At 44.9% G+C, this 17,920-nt stretch carries 14 protein-coding genes, 1 tRNA gene and 1 pseudogene; 3 read left to right on the forward strand and 13 right to left on the reverse strand.

Annotated elements, in window-relative coordinates; all coding sequences use genetic code 11:
* The 3 genes from IM507_RS22640 to der form a co-directional block, all read right to left on the reverse strand.
* Window positions 1-504: Ig-like domain-containing protein (locus IM507_RS22640; RefSeq protein WP_287637782.1), on the reverse strand; the 504-nt coding region annotated here is incomplete at its 3' end.
* Window positions 505-1,346: 842 nt separating this feature from the next.
* Window positions 1,347-2,222, reverse strand: a complete 876-nt coding sequence (locus tag IM507_RS22645) for an energy-coupling factor transporter transmembrane component T family protein (RefSeq protein ID WP_069474874.1) — start codon at window positions 2,220-2,222, stop codon at window positions 1,347-1,349.
* 3 nt (window positions 2,223-2,225) lie between these two features.
* A complete protein-coding gene (der, locus tag IM507_RS22650) occupies window positions 2,226-3,584 on the reverse strand; it encodes a ribosome biogenesis GTPase Der (protein WP_002735647.1) in 1,359 nt (452 codons plus the stop codon).
* Window positions 3,585-3,871: 287 nt separating this feature from the next.
* Between der and IM507_RS22655 the strand changes: the two genes are divergently transcribed.
* Window positions 3,872-4,342, forward strand: a complete 471-nt coding sequence (locus IM507_RS22655; protein ID WP_002735750.1) for a DUF4079 domain-containing protein — start codon at window positions 3,872-3,874, stop codon at window positions 4,340-4,342.
* A 47-nt stretch (window positions 4,343-4,389) separates the two neighbouring features.
* On the opposite strand, the pseudogene IM507_RS22660 reads toward IM507_RS22655, so the two are convergent.
* The 4 genes and pseudogenes from IM507_RS22660 to IM507_RS22675 form a co-directional block, all read right to left on the reverse strand.
* A pseudogene (locus IM507_RS22660) lies at window positions 4,390-4,578 on the reverse strand (HepT-like ribonuclease domain-containing protein); the annotation flags it as partial.
* Window positions 4,563-4,889, reverse strand: a complete 327-nt coding sequence (locus IM507_RS22665) for a nucleotidyltransferase family protein (protein ID WP_287637783.1) — start codon at window positions 4,887-4,889, stop codon at window positions 4,563-4,565. The pseudogene IM507_RS22660 and the gene IM507_RS22665, both read right to left, overlap by 16 nt.
* Window positions 4,890-5,140: 251 nt before the next feature.
* Window positions 5,141-8,149 (reverse strand): type ISP restriction/modification enzyme, encoded by a 3,009-nt coding sequence (locus IM507_RS22670; protein WP_287637784.1) that lies wholly within the window; start codon window positions 8,147-8,149, stop codon window positions 5,141-5,143.
* Between the two features lie 127 nt (window positions 8,150-8,276).
* A tRNA-Pro gene (locus IM507_RS22675) sits at window positions 8,277-8,350 on the reverse strand.
* Window positions 8,351-8,421: 71 nt separating this feature from the next.
* On the opposite strand from IM507_RS22675, the gene lipA reads away from it, so the two are divergent.
* Window positions 8,422-9,327: a lipoyl synthase gene (gene lipA, locus IM507_RS22680; RefSeq protein WP_071783949.1), complete on the forward strand. Its 906-nt coding sequence runs from the start codon at window positions 8,422-8,424 to the stop codon at window positions 9,325-9,327.
* On the opposite strand, the gene rdgB is transcribed toward lipA, so the two are convergent.
* From rdgB to IM507_RS22710, 6 genes are all read right to left on the reverse strand, one after another.
* Entirely contained in the window at window positions 9,290-9,883 is a 594-nt protein-coding gene (gene rdgB / locus IM507_RS22685) for an RdgB/HAM1 family non-canonical purine NTP pyrophosphatase (RefSeq protein ID WP_002736403.1), read from the reverse strand. The genes lipA and rdgB overlap by 38 nt on opposite strands.
* Window positions 9,884-10,192: 309 nt before the next feature.
* Window positions 10,193-11,098: a class II fructose-bisphosphate aldolase gene (locus IM507_RS22690; protein ID WP_002737908.1), complete on the reverse strand. Its 906-nt coding sequence runs from the start codon at window positions 11,096-11,098 to the stop codon at window positions 10,193-10,195.
* Between the two features lie 242 nt (window positions 11,099-11,340).
* Window positions 11,341-11,652, reverse strand: a complete 312-nt coding sequence (locus IM507_RS22695; RefSeq protein ID WP_016514503.1) for a hypothetical protein — start codon at window positions 11,650-11,652, stop codon at window positions 11,341-11,343.
* A gap of 279 nt (window positions 11,653-11,931) precedes the next feature.
* Complete coding sequence (locus IM507_RS22700; protein WP_123230340.1) at window positions 11,932-15,849, reverse strand: serine protease; 3,918 nt, start codon at window positions 15,847-15,849, stop codon at window positions 11,932-11,934.
* Between the two features lie 39 nt (window positions 15,850-15,888).
* Window positions 15,889-16,497: a COP23 domain-containing protein gene (locus IM507_RS22705; RefSeq protein WP_149977032.1), complete on the reverse strand. Its 609-nt coding sequence runs from the start codon at window positions 16,495-16,497 to the stop codon at window positions 15,889-15,891.
* A gap of 59 nt (window positions 16,498-16,556) precedes the next feature.
* Window positions 16,557-17,657 carry a S1C family serine protease gene (locus IM507_RS22710; RefSeq protein ID WP_002736123.1) on the reverse strand — a complete coding sequence of 367 codons (1,101 nt, stop codon included), beginning with the start codon at window positions 17,655-17,657 and terminating at the stop codon, window positions 16,557-16,559.
* Between the two features lie 64 nt (window positions 17,658-17,721).
* Between IM507_RS22710 and IM507_RS22715 the strand changes: the two genes are divergently transcribed.
* Window positions 17,722-17,920 (forward strand): hypothetical protein (locus IM507_RS22715; protein WP_272071912.1); only part of this gene is annotated, 199 nt, incomplete at its 3' end.

A 17,920-nucleotide genomic window follows, 5' to 3' on the forward strand; every position in this document is an offset into this window, starting at 1 on the left:
ATCCACTTGGGTGAAGTCGCTCAGGGTTCCACCGCTGACGTTCACATCACTGTTGTCAAAACCGGCGACATCTTCGCTGAATTCAAAGCTGACTAGAGAACTGTTAGTTCCGTCGTTCAAGGAAGCATTAACGATATCGACCGTCACTGTGGGTGGGGTATTGTCGTAGGGAACGAAAACAAATTGCCCATCTACCACCTTGATACCACCAGTGCCATTGACGCTTGTGGCTCTGACACCAAGGGTGACAACACCCTGAGCCAATAACGATTCAATCTCTACCCCTTGATCCTTGCTGTAGCTGTAAGTGTAGGTATTACCCGCAGTCAGAAGATTGCTGCCATTATGCTCCGTTCCCGTTAACCCCGTATCGGAAATCTTGTCGTATCCATCCCAGACGATACCAGTCCCATTCATATTGAGACTGTTATCCTTCGATAACAATCTGATAGTCCCATCCGCGTTGCTATCGCCATTCGACCACCAGAATGCGTTGAGGTCCATTGACCCCTTCTTCATATCAACAGTCCATTGATTTGTGACTGTGTTGTAAGAAGCGGTGAACCAGAGAGCCTGGGTGGTGTCGCCGTATTCCCAGGTGTAAGTGCCTTCCTGCAATGTCATAATAAAAATTCCCAATCAACAATTCTATACATACGGCAGATTCAGGCTCAGTCTGGTACATCTTCTAAGTGGAAACGCTTATCCAATAAAGAGTTATCGGTGCCACACGGATAGAGGAACCGCCGTATCTAAATGATAACAGATTATGTAGCGTATGTAACCATTTAGGGGGGGCAAGCAGCCAGTGGCATTGATTCTATGGAAGGACTCTCCTGGGGTAGCACAGAGGGATAATTAGGGTTTGCGGCAAAAAGCTTTTCCTGGGGGCAGGGTGTGGGGTGTGGGGTGTGGGGTTTTATCGATTTTCAGGTGGTCAACTACCTAATTTTCAGGGAAAAAGTACCTGAATTTTCCCCCCGATCCCCGCAATGGCTGGCACTTTTTGAGGGGAAAAAAGTCCAAAAGTCTTATCCAACAAAGTTTTTAGATTTATTCAGCAGACCCTAATTACTACTCCTCCCAGAGGCGCGAAGGGTTCCTCGGTTATAAATTCCAAAACATTGCGGTTCTGAGAACGCAGGCTCGTCACTACCATCAGCATCTCCGCCCTGAAAGGGTGACAACGAGGTTAAAGTCTAGGCTGGGTGTAGGCTGTGGGGAGTTTTTTGCTGTGAACAGTAAACAGTAATCAGTAATCAGTGCAAAGACAGTAGGAAACTTCTATTTAATACTGCACACTTAAAACTCAAATCTGATAACTGATAACTGATAACTGATAACTGCTATAAACCCCCCCAAACTAATCGGGCTGCCCAAAAGGGAATTAACAAAAATAAAGCAATAAAATCAGCCCATCTTAACTGTAATTGGTGCCAGCGCACTTGATGCTGATTGGGACTGGTAAAACCGCGAACCTCCATAGCGATCGCTATTTGTTCGGCGCGTAAAAGCAAATTATCTAGTAATTTTTCCACTACTGTTAACCAGACGTTTAAACTTCTTTTAATCCCTAATTTTTGCCAATCGATCGCCCTAGTTCGCACTGCCCTAGCCAGATTTTGCACTTCTTCTAAAACCAGAGGAATAAAGCGTAAAGAGAGGGTCAGAGTCAGAGAAATTTCCGTCACTGGCACATTAAATCGCCGTAAAGGACTCATTAAATTCTCTAAACCTTCGGTAATTTCTTCCGGGGCTGTCGTCAATAAAAAGAGATTAGTGCTATAAATCAAAGTAAAAATTAGGGTACTAATTCTCACTGCTAATTCCAAAGAACGTCGGGTAACAAATAAACGACCTCTATCCCATAAAACATACTGATAATCACTTGCTGGCGGTAAATTCAGCCCTTCCTCCGGTAAACGCGGCTGAATACTCACCCCTAAACCATCGGGAGTGATAGCAGTAATCAGAAAGACGATAATCGCTAAAAATATCAGCCAGCCCATCTGTTGCCGCCAGACGCGGGGAGGAATAGGAGCCAACAGGGTTAACAACATTAACAATCCCACCAAAGCTAAACGCCACCAAGGATTAGCCAATAAAGGTGCTGCTAAAAAAGCCATTAACCAGATAAATTTTACCCGCGCATCTAGTTGATGTAGTCGGGTAATCGGTTGATCGAGATAAAGACCGATGGGCAAACTTCGCAATAAATCCATAAATTAGACCTTGGTGGCTCTATTAACCGTTTTTTCCACTTCTCGCGCCGGTTTGCCGCGCCAGATTAAGCGGATCGGGGTTCCTTTAAAGCCTAACTGTTGCCGGAATTGCCCTTCGATGTAACGGCGATAGTTATCATTAAAGCGCTGGGGATCGTTAACGAAAAGGGCGATCGTGGGGGGTTGACTCGATACTTGCGTGCCATAGTATAGTTTCCCCTGTTTTCCGCCCCTGGTGGTGGGGGGATTGTGCCATTTAACCGCATCTTCGATTACATCGTTGATTACCGAGGTACTGACGCGACGACGGTGAGATTCGGCGGCAATATCGACTAATTCGAGGATTTTGGTGACTCTTTGCCCCGTCATGGCGCTGACAAAGATCATTTCTGCCCAATCCATGAAATACAGCCGATCTTGGAGCATTTTGGTGTAAGTATTGATGGTGTAGGTGTCTTTCTCCACCGCATCCCATTTATTGACCACTAGCACCACCGCACGCCCTTCTTCGATGATTCGTCCTGCTAATTTTAAATCCTGTTCGGTGACACCATCTAGCACATCGATGACGAATAACACCACGTCAGACCGGCGAATTGCCTTAAAAGCACGGTTAATACTGAAAAATTCGGCTCCATAGTCCACATTCTTCTTACGGCGAATGCCAGCGGTGTCAATTAACCGATACACCTGTCCTTCTCGTTCAATTAAAGTATCGATCGAGTCTCTGGTAGTTCCCGAAATCGGACTAACGATCGCCCGTTGTTGTCCAGTTAAAGCATTGAGGAGACTGGATTTACCCACGTTAGGACGACCGATAATTGCCACTTTAATCTCTTCATTTTCGGGAATTTCCGCCCCGGGTGGCAAATATTTAATCACCGCATCAAGTAGTTCACCTGTACCAGAGCCGTGAATGGCCGAGATGGGGAAGGGTTCACCGATGGCTAATTCCCAGAATTCCGTCGCTTGCAGGATACCCTGTTCCACCGATTCACATTTATTAACTGCCAAAAGTATCGGCACATTTTGCTGTCGTAACCAAGCGGCAATTTCTCGATCGCCGGCGGTAATTCCTGCCTGGCCATCGACAACAAAAATCGCCACACTTGCCTCTGCTAGGGCGATTAAAGCCTGTTCGCGGATTAAAGGGAGAAATTCGCTGTCATCGTTAAAAACTAGCCCTCCTGTATCGACAATTTGAAAATCTCGATCGCACCAGAAAGCTGGTTGATAGGTGCGATCTCTGGTAATCCCGGGTTGATCAAAAACGATCGCCTGTTGATCTCCAGCGATACGATTGACGAGGGTAGATTTGCCCACATTGGGACGACCGATAATAGCGACGACAGGCAGTTTCATAAAGGGAGGAGGGGACGGAAATTAAAGACCCAATATTCTATCATAGCGATTTGCGATCGACCTTGGTTGATTTGAACGTTGGTTTACACAAAGGTAGTAGTGATGGAGATAGGAGTCGGTCGTCAGGATTCAGGAGACTATTTCTATTTATTCTCCCCATACCCCCCTCTCCTATAGCTTTTAAACGGGATTTAGTATGACAGGTCTAATGACCCAGAAAACAAGGAAGCGCGAGCGATTCATGTTAATTTTTATTAAGAAGCGATCTTTGATGAGAACAGACAACTATGAACTTCGAGATTCCCAGTGCCGTAAAAACTTGGTCACAATTTGGCCATCCCATTCTCATGTGGGTTTTATTAGGATTAACTATCTATGCGCTCTATTCGGGGCTACAATGGCGACGGACGCGGACAGCAGATAAAGACCTAAAAAAAGAATTATTGCCCAAAAATTTTCGCACTAAACACTATCAAATTGGCTCCCTAATCCTGGCTTTAATGGTGTTGGGGACGATCGGGGCTATGGCGGTGACTTATATTAATAACGGTAAATTATTTGTTGGTCCCCATCTGCTGGCCGGTTTAGGGATGGTGGGTTTAATCTCAATCAGTGCCGCTTTAGTACCTTTAATGCAAAAAGGCAACGAATTGGCTAGAATCACCCATATTACCCTTAATGCCGTCATTTTAGGTCTTTTTGGCTGGCAAGCCTTCACAGGAATGGATATAGTCCAGCGTATTCTCAGCAAAATGTGAGAAAACCTGAACAGAGAGGATGCGTCATCAGACGCATCTCACCGAACGCTGGCATCTCGCCAAGGAACTTCGGGGTATCTTCCTGGAAATTCTTGAGAAGTTGCTCTCGCTGCTTCACCAATAATTTGTCAATGATAGACAATCCAAGTTTGAATTAATTCTTGTTGTTCAAACAGGGTTTTTCCCTGTGGAGCATACTTTTCTACACGCTCAATTGCTTCTAAAATATCCCGCAAGCGTTCGGTATCATCTCTCCTAGTGGTATTGCTTCTTTAAGTACCCGCTCTCTGATTCTATCTTTAAGTCCCTGTTCGGTAACAATATCAACTTTGCAGCCTAACAAAGCTTCCAGTTCTCGAATTAAGGGCAAAGGAAACCAGGAACTCCGACGTTCGCTACAATAATCAATTAATAAATCAATATCGCTTTTTTCGTCAGCTTCTCCCCGTGCGACAGAACCAAAGATTCGCACGTTATTCGCGCCGTGTTTAGCAGCAATAGCAATGATTTTTTCTCGTTTGTTTTTGAGTAATTCCTCAATTTTCATGATCTAAGTAGGTAGGCGTTAAAAGTTGTCAGATGCCCCCCTTATCAAGGGGGGATTAAGGGGGGATCGGCACCCCCCTTATCAAGGGGGGATTAAGGGGGGATCCCCACCCCCCTTATCAAGGGGGGATTAAGGGGGGATCGAACCTAAAATCGATTTTTAATTTAATTATAACCAGCTACTTAGGGTTTGCGGCAAAAAGTTTTTACTGGAGGCAGAATGTAGAATAAAATTTCCCGGAAGCAATCTTTTTAATCTCTCATCGCTTCTATTATTTTCATGGTTTCGACGCTGACAGTACAGACTCTTTGCAGTAAGTCAATTACTGTTTCTTTATAATCGGCAAAGCGATAATTATTAAATCTTTCGGCGATGGTTTGATCTTTGGGTTTCTTTTCCTTATATTGATCTAATATCCATTCTAGGGCCGAACGATTACCGAGTTTATATTCCCAAGCAATTTTAGGAATATCTTGTAGGAAAGTGACATCATCAAGGTTGATAGAATTTTTTTCTCGGTCAGCTTTTAGTTTAGTTTTGGGTTTGAGGTTATTATTAGTATCAATGCGGGTTAGTGGGTAGGGTGCGACGGTTTCATAGTTGATATGTAATTCCATTAGTTTGCTTCCCCATTCTACCCATTGAGAGAAGTTATCATAAAAGGGAAGCCGGGGAAATTCTCGCTTAAGATTTAATTCGTATTTACTGCGATATTCTGGGTAGTGGAGGACTGCATAAGTGTAGTGGAAGATATCGAGTTTGGTGATGGTTTTATCGTTGTAATGTTTTTGGAATTGCTGCAATCCCCAATCGGTGATATTATCGATACGGTTTCCTTCTTTGTCGTAGCGGTAGAGGGGGAGACATTGAGTTTTTTCAAGTGTATCTAAACCAATTAATAAATCACAGGAAAGACAATGAAAAGGCTTATTTGAACTAATACCAGAAAAAGCTATTATCTTATTAAATGATTTTAGATCTAATGAAAACATCTCATAATGGTTTTCTGTTAATCGATGATTAAATAATTTTTCTGTGTATTGAAATTGCTTAAAATAAGGTCTATATAGAGATGATTGAATTAATTTTTCATCGAAATAAGACTTTATTCGAGATTTCCAGAAATTCTCTAAAGAAGAACTCCACTTTATTGAAAAGTCTTGTAATTGATTTTCAACAGAGTAATTGTATTTTTCAATAAAAAAACTAATCTTATTTATTAAACTCTCTTTCAGATAATCATATACCCACTCATCTCTTGTTGTTTCTACTCCTCTTGAAAACAACTTAAACACAGCTTTCTCAGACTTGCCACTTTTTACCTCCTTATCAATCAAGGGTAGCAGTTGATCAAAATCATTATCTGATTGTTCAATCCAGTTATGCTTTTTATCTGGGATGATATGCTCGAAGCAAACATTACTAAATTTATTACTCTGTAAATAAGACAATTTAACTTCTCGCAACTCATGAACATGAAAAGGATTAGCATAGAAAGTTTTATTTCCAGTTGCTTGACTGTCTTTAACTAAAAACAGGATAGCAATACCAGTCATTGCAGCAGTACCAAAAATTGTATGTTTTTCACAGATAAAAATCCCATCTTTCCCTGATATTTTCCTGACATTACCACCTAAATCTATAAAATAAGCGCAAGTAAATTCTTCTTCAATACATTTTCTAAACCCATCAAAAGAACGAGCATCTAAAAAGGAAGAATTACAGATAAACGCTATTATACCATTTTTATTTAATCGATCCGAAGCCCAACGAATAAAACGAGTGTACATATCATAGACGACAATTTGATTCTGTGCCGTACCTTCTTTGATATAAGTATCTTTAATTCTTTTGTCTATTGCTGGGTATTTACGATTTGCATTATTGTCATTAGCATTTTGCTGCTTGGCATTATAAGGAGGATTACCAATAATTACAGAAATATTGCGGTCATTTTGATTTTGAATCCGTTGGGTATTCTCCACCGACATGGCAAACAAATCCATCTGCTTGAGATGAAAAGCAGCATGGTCCAGGGTATCGACAAAACAGATATGCTCAAACTCTTCATACTCACCCATCTTCTGCTTGTAGGTGAACTCAATATTCAAATTAGCAATATAATAAGGCAGAATTGCCACCTCATTACAGTGCATCTCATGCTTATATTTGTACCGTAACTTATCCTTTGGTAAATACTCAATTAACTCCGTCACAAAAGTTCCTGTCCCCGTCGCCGGATCTAAAATTTCTACTCCTGGATCCGCCAACAACTTACCAAAATGCTTGTGGACTAAATAATCGACACTTTCAATCATAAAACGGACAATTTCATTGGGTGTATAGACAATTCCCAACCGGTCCGCCGCTTTCGGATTGTATGCTTTATAAAAATTCTCATAAATCGCCTTGAGAAACTTCTGCTTCTCGTGGTGGTTATAAATATTCGCCGCTGTCCGCCGAATTACCGCATAATAACGTTCAATAGTCCCTAAAGTATTGCGCTTAGTATTACCAGTAAAGAAAGTTTCAATCACTCCCTGTAATTCCCTAGCGATATTATTTTCCCGGTGAAACTGAGACTCATTAAAAATATTGATAAAAATATCCTCTGTCAGGATGTGCTGAATAATCATCTCTCGCACATCTTCCAGACTAATTTCTGGATTGATTGACTTGCGACAAATCTCTAAAAATTTGTCCCGCGCTGTCACAAAATTCCGATTCGTCTCCGATTGCAACGCAATTAAACCCCGCAACGCTTCCAAAATTGTTGGTAAATCTTCCTTAAAACTATCAATCGCCTCTCGAAAATCGTTAACTTCTGGACGTACATAATTAATAAAAGCATTAATAATCCCATCCAAAGCCTCATCATCGCGCATCGAGACGCGCAGTCTTTCCTCTCCTCCTTGAATTAAAACCGCCGTCTGGGAATCTTCAAATAAAATATTGTCATTAGGGTAGCCTTTCGCTAACTTTTTCTCAATTTCTTCGTCTAAATTATCGTATTGATCCTTACTTTCCCAATATCCCCAATCTAACCGTAAAGCATCCTTTACCGTCCCGTCAGGATAGACAACTTTTCCCGACTTAGTGCGATAATCCAACTCCGGAATTAACAAAAAATCCCGCGCCTTGCAATAGTCATTTAACAAATTCTGAAAAGCGACTCTAATCGAAGTTTCCTTGCGACTTCCGCCATATTGGACAATCTTTTCAACTTCCGTCTGATACTGGCTGATTAATAATCTAGACATTGGCTTAGAGGAGGTAAATAAGTAGTTATAATCAAATAGAAGATAGATTTTGGACTCTGATCCCCCCTGCCCCCCTTGATAAGGGGGGTGCCGATAGGCGGGGGGATCTACCCTTGATTGTCTTTAATCGGGATGACAGGATTCGAACCTGCGGCCCCTTCGTCCCGAACGAAGTGCGCTACCAAGCTGCGCTACATCCCGAAAGTTTTTAGCTAAATCATCATAGCATATTCGGCCTTGATTGGGTCGAGACTTGCTAGGATATTAGGGATATAGGCAAAAATTATCGGAGTAGTTCAGGCGTGACGGTCAAACCAGAGTGGTTACGGGTAAAAGCACCGCAATGGCAACGAGTCGGCAGTGTTAAGGAGGTTTTACGCGATTTAGGCTTAAATACCGTTTGTGAGGAGGCTTCCTGTCCTAATATCGGCGAATGTTTCCACGCGGGGACGGCTACCTTTTTAATTATGGGTCCTGCTTGCACTCGCGCCTGTCCTTACTGTGATATAGATTTTGAGAAAAAACCGCAACCTTTAGACTCCACGGAACCCCTGCGACTAGCGGCAGCCGTGCAACGTCTTGATCTTAATCATGTAGTGATCACTTCTGTCAATCGCGATGATTTGGCTGATGGTGGCGCTAGTCAATTTGTCCGTTGTATCGAGGAAATTCGCCGCATTTCTCCAAAAACCACCATCGAAGTGCTGATTCCCGATCTTTGCGGCAATTGGCAGGCTTTAGCTTTAATTCTTGCTGCTAAACCTGAAGTTTTAAACCACAATACCGAAACTGTCCCCCGTCTCTATCGTCGCGTGCGTCCCCAGGGTGATTACCAGCGTTCTCTAGAATTATTGCAGCGCGCTCGCGCCATTGTTCCCGCTACCTACACAAAATCGGGGATTATGGTGGGATTGGGGGAAACCGACGAGGAAGTGCGGCAAGTGATGGGCGATTTAAGGGCCGTCGATTGTGATATTCTCACCATCGGGCAGTATCTGCAACCATCGCCAAAACATCTCGGTGTGCAGGAATTTATTACCCCTGAACAGTTCCAAGCTTGGCGCCAATACGGTGAGTCGCTGGGATTTTTACAAATTGTTGCGAGTCCCTTGACAAGAAGCTCTTATCATGCTGAACAAGTCAGAGCCTTGATGAATTTGTACCCGCGAGAGTCTTGAGATGGGGCAGCAATTGCTGAAAAGCTCGTCCTCGGTGGCTGATTTTTCTTTTTAATTCCGGAGACATTTCCGCAAAGGTTAAAGCGTATTCGGGAACATAAAAAATCGGATCGTAACCAAAACCACCTTTACCCCTAGGACTGGTGAGAATTTCTCCCGTACAGATTCCTGTGGCGCTCAAGGCAATCTCACCATCGGGACGGGCGATCGCAATTACACAGACAAAACGGGCCGATCGATCCTGATTATCTCCTAATTCTCTGACGAGGCGATCAATTCTTTCTCGATCATTTTCACCATAGCGGGCCGAGTAAATCCCCGGGGCATTTCCTAACCCGGTTACTTCCAATCCCGAATCATCGGCGATCGACCATTCTCCCAATGTTAGGGCAATTTGAGCAGCTTTTAAATAGGCATTTTCGGCAAAAGTCGCCCCGGTTTCCTCTATCTCTAAATCATCGGGTTTTAACTGCAATTCTAGGTCGATATCAGTTAAGTATTCCCCTATCTCTGCCAATTTACCCGGATTACTCGTGGCTAGAATTAATTTTTTCATTGGCATTTTATCTCAGTGATCAGTGATCAGTTACCAGATGTGAGGTTTCAGCTTGCTAGACCTCCAGCTAAGTAGCTGGTTATAATTAAATTAAAAATGGATTTTAGGTTCGATCCCCCCTGCCCCCCTTGATAAGGGGGGTGCCGATAGGCGGGGGGATCTCCCCTTGATAAGGGGGGTGCCGATCCCCCCTTAATAAGGGGAAAGTTTTTAATACCTACCTACTTAATATTATCTCAAGACTAAAAGTCTTTCTGGTTGATTAACCCGTCTTTTTTCAGTGAATTGCAGATATCTACTGATAACTGATTACTGTTTACTGATAACTGATAGTCCCGCTAACATTTGAGCGTAGGGAGTTTCGTGGAGGTGGGACTTATTGACAGCACCAAAAAGGGTTAATTTGTCGATAATTACCGATTTCATTGCGGAAATTGCCTCTCCTGCGATCTCTAATAAATCCTTATCCTCTGGCCTACAAATTTCCCGTTTTAGGGACTGCATATAAGCTTGACGCACTTCCGTATTAACATTAAATTTGCAGACTCCTAACTGGATCGATCGCCCGATCATTTCTGGGGGTAAACCAGAAGCACCGTGTAAAACTAGGGGAATAGAAAGAAGTTGTCGAATCTGGGCCAGGCGATCGAAATCGAGACGGGGCGGACTTTTGTACTCGCCATGGACATTACCGATAGTTACGGCCAGAGAATCCACTCCCGTCGCCTGCACAAATTGCACTGCTTGCTCCGGATCTGTCATTTTAGCCTCTTTTTCGGCAATAGTTAACCCGTCCTCAGTGCCGCTAATTCGGCCAATTTCTGCCTCCACCACGGCCCCGTATTCGTGAGCGAGACGAGTCATTTCTTTGGTAAAAGCGAGATTATCTTGGTAGGGAAGATGAGAGCCATCGGCCATAATTGAGGTCATCCCCGCTTCTAGGGCCTCGTAGATGTTGCTGGCTTTAGTGCTATGGTCAAGATGGACTGAGATAGGAACCTTGGCCGAGCGAGCGGCCTCTAAACAGAGAGCGACGAGGGTAGAACTGCCATAACGCAAAGCACTGGGGTGAATTTGCAACATAGCGGGACTACGGCAATCCTCGGCGGCACTAATCACCGCTTTGACCCCTTCTAGGTTATAAACATTAAAAGCTCCGATCGCATAGATATTTTTGCGAGCGGTTTCGAGGAGTTCCTGAGTAGAAGCGAGCATAATATGGAAAATAACCAAAGACCACGACTACGGACTATAGTAATCATAGCAATTATCGTCGATTGGATTGACCCAAGGAAACTAAAGTAGGTTGGATTGACCTAAGGAAACCCAACCATAGACCCAAGGAAACCCAACAAAAAGATTCAGACAGATTTAGATGTTGGCTGTTGGGTTTCGCTTTTCCTGAGAATTTAGAGGTTTTCTTTAACATATTTATTCGCTCAACCCAACCTAGAAAACTACGGGCGCTCACTACTTAATTTAATCACTTGTTGCTCAGGAAATTTAAGGGTAAGTTCCCATTCTCCCCCTAATTCCCTCATCATACGGGTTAAATTTTCTAGGGTAAGATGTTGTTTTAAATCATCCGATTTTGCTGAGAAACAGGGCTGTTCACTTTCGCTTTCCGTGATTTCTTCTGAAGCAAGTCCTAGACGTTGAAGAAGTTCATCAATGATTTGCATTTCTTGTAAAAGCTCTTGGGTTTTAGCTTCAATTTTTGCCCTTCTTTCAGAGGGCAGTTTATCCATTTCTTCATCAAAGGTAATCATAGATTTTGCTCCGTTAAGGTTTTTAAATAGGCTTCAAATCTTTTTTCGGCGATGGGAATGTTTTTTTCATACCATCTTTTATCGCCAGTTTTATTTCCTCCTACTAGCTAAAGTAGGTTGGGTTGAGGCACGAAACCCAACAATACACCCAAGGAAACCCAACAAAAAGATTCAGACGGATTTAGGGGTTGGGTGTTGGGTTTCGCTTTCCCTGAGAATTGAGAGGTTTTCTTTAACATATTTATTCGCTCAACCCAACCTACGAACTACTACGAACTACTACAGTTGCGAGAACAGTTTTCGAGCATCGGCGATGATTTGATCACCCCAGAGATTTTTTTGCAGGGTTTCAACCTGAGCAAATTCAGGGTCGATTTTAAGCGCACTTTTAGCAAGTTTGATCGCTTTCTCCGTATTGCCTTGACGGTAGAGAGTAATAGCGAGAGCCAGTTGATTTTCGGCAGATTGGGGGTTAATTTCCAGACTTTTTTGAAATTGGCTACTGGCCAAATTTAGATCGCCTTGTTCGTAATGAATTAAGCCAATATTGGTAATCGCAATCAGATCTTTTTCGTCCAGTTCGAGAACTTTTTGATAGTCTTGGAGAGCTTCGGGATAGCGTTTTTGTCTTTTGTAAATTTCTCCCCGTAAATTATAAGAGTCCTTGAGCTTGGGATCGAGAATGATCGCCTGATTAAAATCCGCTAGAGCTAAATCCCATTTTTGAGTTTGATAGTAAAGGGTTCCTCGCGTAAAGTAAAACGAAGCATCGTCTGACTTAATCTCAATTGCCTGATTAAAATCCGCTAGAGCTAAATCCCATTTTTGAGTTTGATAGTAAAGCATTCCTCGCGTAAAGTAAAACGAAGCATCGTCTGACTTAAGCTCGATCGCCCGATTAAAATCCGCTAGAGCTAAATCCCATTTTTGCCATTCTAGGTACTTGAGGCCGCGTGCGACGTAGGCATTGGGAAATTGCTTGATCTCGATAACTTTCGTGATATCTGCAATCGCTAAATCCCATTTCTTTTGTTGATCATAAATAATATAACGTTGTAAATAAGCCGACCAGTATTTCGGATCGAGTTCGATCGCCCGACTGTAATCAGCTAAGGCGATATCCGATTTTTGCTGTTGTCGGTAAATTTCCCCACGGTTGTAATACAGTTCTGCATCGTTACTATTAAGCTTGATCGCCTTGTTATAATCGGCGAGGGCGAGATCGAATTGATTTTGATGGCGATAAGTATCTCCCCGATAGCGATAGGCTAACTCTACATAAGGATTAATTCGGATCGCTTGACTTAAATCGGTGAGGGCCAGATCCCATTCTTTTCGATCCCAGTATAAAATTGCTCTAGATGCGTAAGCGAATTCGGGGTATGGCGAGAGTTCGATCGCCTTGTTAAAATCAGCGAGGGCGAGCTCCCACTTTTGTTGTTGAAAATAAAAATTTCCTCGATTGCCATAACTACTAAAATAACCGAGTTCGATCGCCTTGTTCAAATCGGCGAGAGCGAGATGCCACTTTTTCTGGTGACTGTAAAGAGTTCCCCGCAACTCGTAACCCGCGCCAGAATTCGGATCGAGTTCGAGCGCTTTATTAAAATCCGCTAGGGCTAGGTCCCATTCTTGCCGCTCCGTATAGAATTGCCCGCGACTCTCATAACCGAAGCCGGAATTCGGATCGAGTTCGAGCGCTTTATTAAAATCCGCTAGGGCTAAATCCCATTTTTGCCAGTTGTCGTAAGCGAAACCGCGCATTAAATAGGCGACAACGGAATAGGGATTGATTTCGATCGCTTTTGTGAGATCGGCGATCGCTAACTCCTCTTCACTTTGAAAAATATAAAAAATACCTCTCATTTCATAAGAGCTAGGATTGTTAGGATCGATGGTAATTGCTTTGTTAAAATCCGCTAGGGCTAAATCCCATTGTTTTCGAGCCATGTAAAAACGTCCCCGGTCTCGGTAGGCTGGCGCGAAATTAGCATCGATCTCGATGGCTCGGTTATAATCAGCCAGGGCTAAATCCCATTCTTTCCGCTCTTCGTACACATCGGCGCGAGCTATATAAGCCCTAGGGTTATTCGGATTCAACACCAGAGCTTGATTATAATCAGCTAAAGCGAGATCCCATTTTTTTAGACCTCTGTATATATTCCCGCGATTGCTATACCAACCGGAGCGAGGAGCGATTTCTATGGCGCGGTTAATCGCTGTTAAGGCTCGATCGTAACGTTTTACGTTTTGTAGTGCCGACGATAGACTATTGTAATAGTTGGGATTCTGGGGAGAGATTTTGATCGCTTGTTCAAAACTATCGATCGCTTTTTCGGATTGATTCATCTGCTCATAAAATACACCCTGATAATTTAAAATTCCCCCATGAAATTCCGAACCTTTCTCGCGAGCGGGTAGAGTGGCGAGGGCTTGATCGAGGGCTTCGATCGCTTCCCGAGCTTTGTATTTGCGCCCGTAAACCCTTGCCTTACCGTACCAAGCTAAATAGGTGTATTCGGGATCGTTTAATTGTATCGCCCGATCGAAGGCTTGCAGGGAGCGATCGTCTTTTTTCAAGCGCCAGAGTTGATTTCCCCGCTCGATCCAGATGTCTGCGGAGGCGTTGGTTTCCGGTACTTCTACACTGACAAGAGTGCGATCGATCTCCTGCTGTTGTTGTGCTGTTAACTGGGGTTGAGCGGTAACGAAAGAAGATAATTTAACTCGAAATCTTTCCTGTAAACCGATAAAACTATTAATGGGAATCCCTAAGCTAAAACCTAGCTGAATTTTACCCTTAACCCCCTCGGAGCGCCCGTGAATACCGATCACCTGTCCTGCAGCGTTTAAGACTGGACCGCCGCTCATACCGCCGAAGGTAATACTGGTATAGACCATATCGTAACCGCCGCTCAGGGAACTAACCCTGATCGATGCCCCACTTTGGGTAATCGTAAAATCACTCTGTCGCGTGGCGAGAAGTCCTTCCTCCTGACTTTTCACCGCACCGCCGCTAAAGAGCCATCCCGCTCGTTTATCGCCGATTTTGGGAAATCCCGCTACAAAAACGGGACTCTCCCGATTGGGGCTATAGTTGGCGATTTCTGCGACCGGATAATTCTCGTTACTCTCGAAGGTAAAAATGGCCAGATCGACCCCTTCCTGTCGAATAATGGTTTTTCGGTCGAGGGGAAGGGTTTTGCCGTCGCTGGTGGTGAGGGTATAGGTGTAATCGGCACAGGTTTTCTCCTCGGAGATTTTCTCACAGAGGACATGATCCGCAGTCAGGACAGTGTAGGTTTTTCCTTCGCGGGCGATAATTGCGCCGCTACCGTTGGCCTGACTGCTACTATCGATCCGGACGGTGAAACCCTTCGCTTTTGTTTCTAATTGGGCGATATAGCCAGTATAGGTGGGGTTTTCGATGCCCGGTGAGCTTTTCGGTAAGGGTAATTGGTACGCGCTGAGGATTTCGGGCCGGATGTAGGTTAATAGGGTATGAAGGGAAATGCCCCAGTTAACCGCTCTCATCTGTTGGATTTCTGCGTCTGTGGGTTTTGTACCGTCCTCGTAGATGTAGTTAGAGAGAATCGGATGGGCCGATCGCCCGTTAATACCGATTAACTCATCCTCGAAAAAGATACCACCGCCACTCATTCCCTGCACGATATCGCCACTATAACCGACGCTGTAGCCCTCCCGGAGGGGTCGATCGCTCGTCTGTTCAATTTTCCCGTTATCGGTGGTGTACTGCCCCGTTTCTGCGGAATAACCGGTTACGGTGATATCTAGTCCCGCTTCTAGGGGAATGGCGCTAATTTTAGCGATCGGATAATTCCTAGTATCGCTAAACTCCACTAGGGCCAGATCCTTATCTTTTAAAAGGGAATTCGGCACGATCGAGGCTGTGCGGGTTTGGCCGTCGTGGGTTTGGATCTGTAGGGTGGTCGCGCCGCGGGTAACGTGAGCGTTGGTCAAAACGAGGTATATACTGCCTTTTTTCCCGATAATGATTCCCGATCCCCGATTTATCTCGCTAGTAATCTTAACAGTGACTTGACGGATCGATCGCTCGATCTGCGCGTTTGGGCTGTCTTCCGCCACGATCGCCGGAGCAGAGAAAGGGGATAGCGCTTTAACCGGTACGACGGGCAGAAGTAGGAGGCTTAGGAGTAGGGGAAAGGGTTTCAACATGGTTATTATGGGGAAATTCGGGGTAAAACAGCGAAAATTCTAGCGGGTGGGAACGCAATTATTTTGCGGGCCAGCCGATCTTGTACCACAGGGCGCGTCGCGATCGGCGAGTGGAGCTTTGGCGAAAAACTCCGTCATCGAGATATAGGTTTTATCTCCGGAATTCTGGAGGAGCATATCCGAGCTTTTCCCCTCTAGGATGTCCATGAGTTGTTGCAAGACTAAATCTGGATTATCGTGGGGTTTAAGGGTAAAAAGTTGGCTATTGCCGTCGCAGGGATCGCCGGATCGTGAAACGCTGCAGATGATCGGGTATCCCTTCGCCCGGCCGGTGGTGAGATAGTTAAAACGCCCTTGATTATAGGCTTCCTGGAATTTTTTCGTGACTTCCTCGCAACGAACTGGGGAACGTTTGGAGAAATATTCCGATTTCCAGCCGATAATCCGCACATTGCCGCTCCTTTGGGGAATCCAAGCCAGGGTAGCGGGGATTTTTCCTCCCGATGCGCGATCGAACACCTCTTTACAGAAGAAGGTGACGCGATTCGGGGTGGTCGATTGGCTGAAACCGGGGGCGATACCACCGAGGAGGACAGTGGCGAGGAGGCCGACGCAAGCGAGACGGTGGGAAATATGTCTAGAGTTCATAGGGATAGTTCCTCAGAAAATAGGGATTAGAATCGTGATTAGGGTCAAAATGGGATTATTTAAGGGTTAGCGGCGGCGTTGAGGGTGTAGCGACCCGATTCACCCCCTTCGCGAGAGGTAGCCACTAGGATATAAACTCCATCGGCGGGTAATTCGGTTACAAGTCGAGCGTTAAAATCCCCGGGGGCGCGATCGACGCGCTGGTCACTACGGGCGACCTGTGGGTATTTTGTCCCCTCGGAAGATTGGAGAACGCGATAGAGGACAAGATAGGGAGCGATCTCGTTGCTGTTCATATCCAGAACGATTTTCTGTCCGGCACGACCCTCGAACCCGTAATATTGCTCGTTTTGGTCTTTGGTCAAGTTGCCTTGAACGGTCTGACCGTTAAGAGGGAGGGCGAGTAACTGTATCCGATCGTCCTGTCCTAATGTTGAGACGGTGGAGACATCACCTGTTTTAACTGCGGTGAGGAAAGCTTGCAGGCGATCGAGGGAAACGGCGAAATTAATCCCGCTCTGGGTAAGGCCGATCGGGTTTCCCGCACCGTCGTAAACGTAACTCCCGATATCGCCTGCGACGTTAACCCCGACCACTTCCCCCCGTGAATTCAAAAGCGGCCCGCCGGAATTGCCTTTGTTGATATTAGCGTTGTGTTGCACAATGCCTTTTTCGGGGTCGAGACGGCTGATAATGCCCTGGGTGAGGGTGTTTTGATAGTCCTCGTTTAAGGGTGTGCCGATGGCGAAAACGCTTTCGCCGACTTTGGCGGAGTTCGCACGGGCGAGGGGAAGATAGGGCAGGTTTTGGCGGTTATAAATCCGCAGGACGGCTAAATCCACGCCATTTTTAGCGAAGCCGATCACGTCTGCCGAGGCCTGCTGTCCGTTGGAAAATTTCACTGTCACCACCCGGGGGCCATCCGCAACAACGTGGGCGTTGGTAATGATGATACCGTCGGGACTGACGAGAAAGCCGCTACCGTGGCCGCTACCATTTTTGACGGTGACGACGGCGGGGCTGGCTTTCTGATAGACTCTAGAAGCGGTCTGCTCCTGTGCGAGGATGGGTGGAATGTTTTCCATCAGGAAGCCTCCTGGTTGAACGAGTAGGCCAGTGGTGGCCAGTAGCACCGATAGGGTGAAAGTAATTGGTTTCATCGGGTTGGCTCCTCTTTAGTCGAGGGATACTTGCAAGGATGTTATCGTTGGTTTTTTCCCAATTATGCGATTAAGTTTTAAGTCCTCAGGTTGCTTTTTTCACAAAAGTTTAGAGGGGGAGAGCGATCGCTCTTGGGCAATTCGTAGTATTCCTGTTCTACTAAAAGAACGGGAGGATCGGGCTGATGCTTTACTAGAATTAAGTTTAGGGGGCGATTTACAAACCGCTCAGGTTGCTACCGCTTGCCGTAGTGCGATCCGCA

Origin of the sequence: Microcystis sp. M20BS1 (assembly GCF_020245305.1) — a bacterium.
In the GTDB taxonomy this organism is placed as follows: Bacteria; Cyanobacteriota; Cyanobacteriia; order Cyanobacteriales; family Microcystaceae; genus Microcystis; species Microcystis ichthyoblabe_A.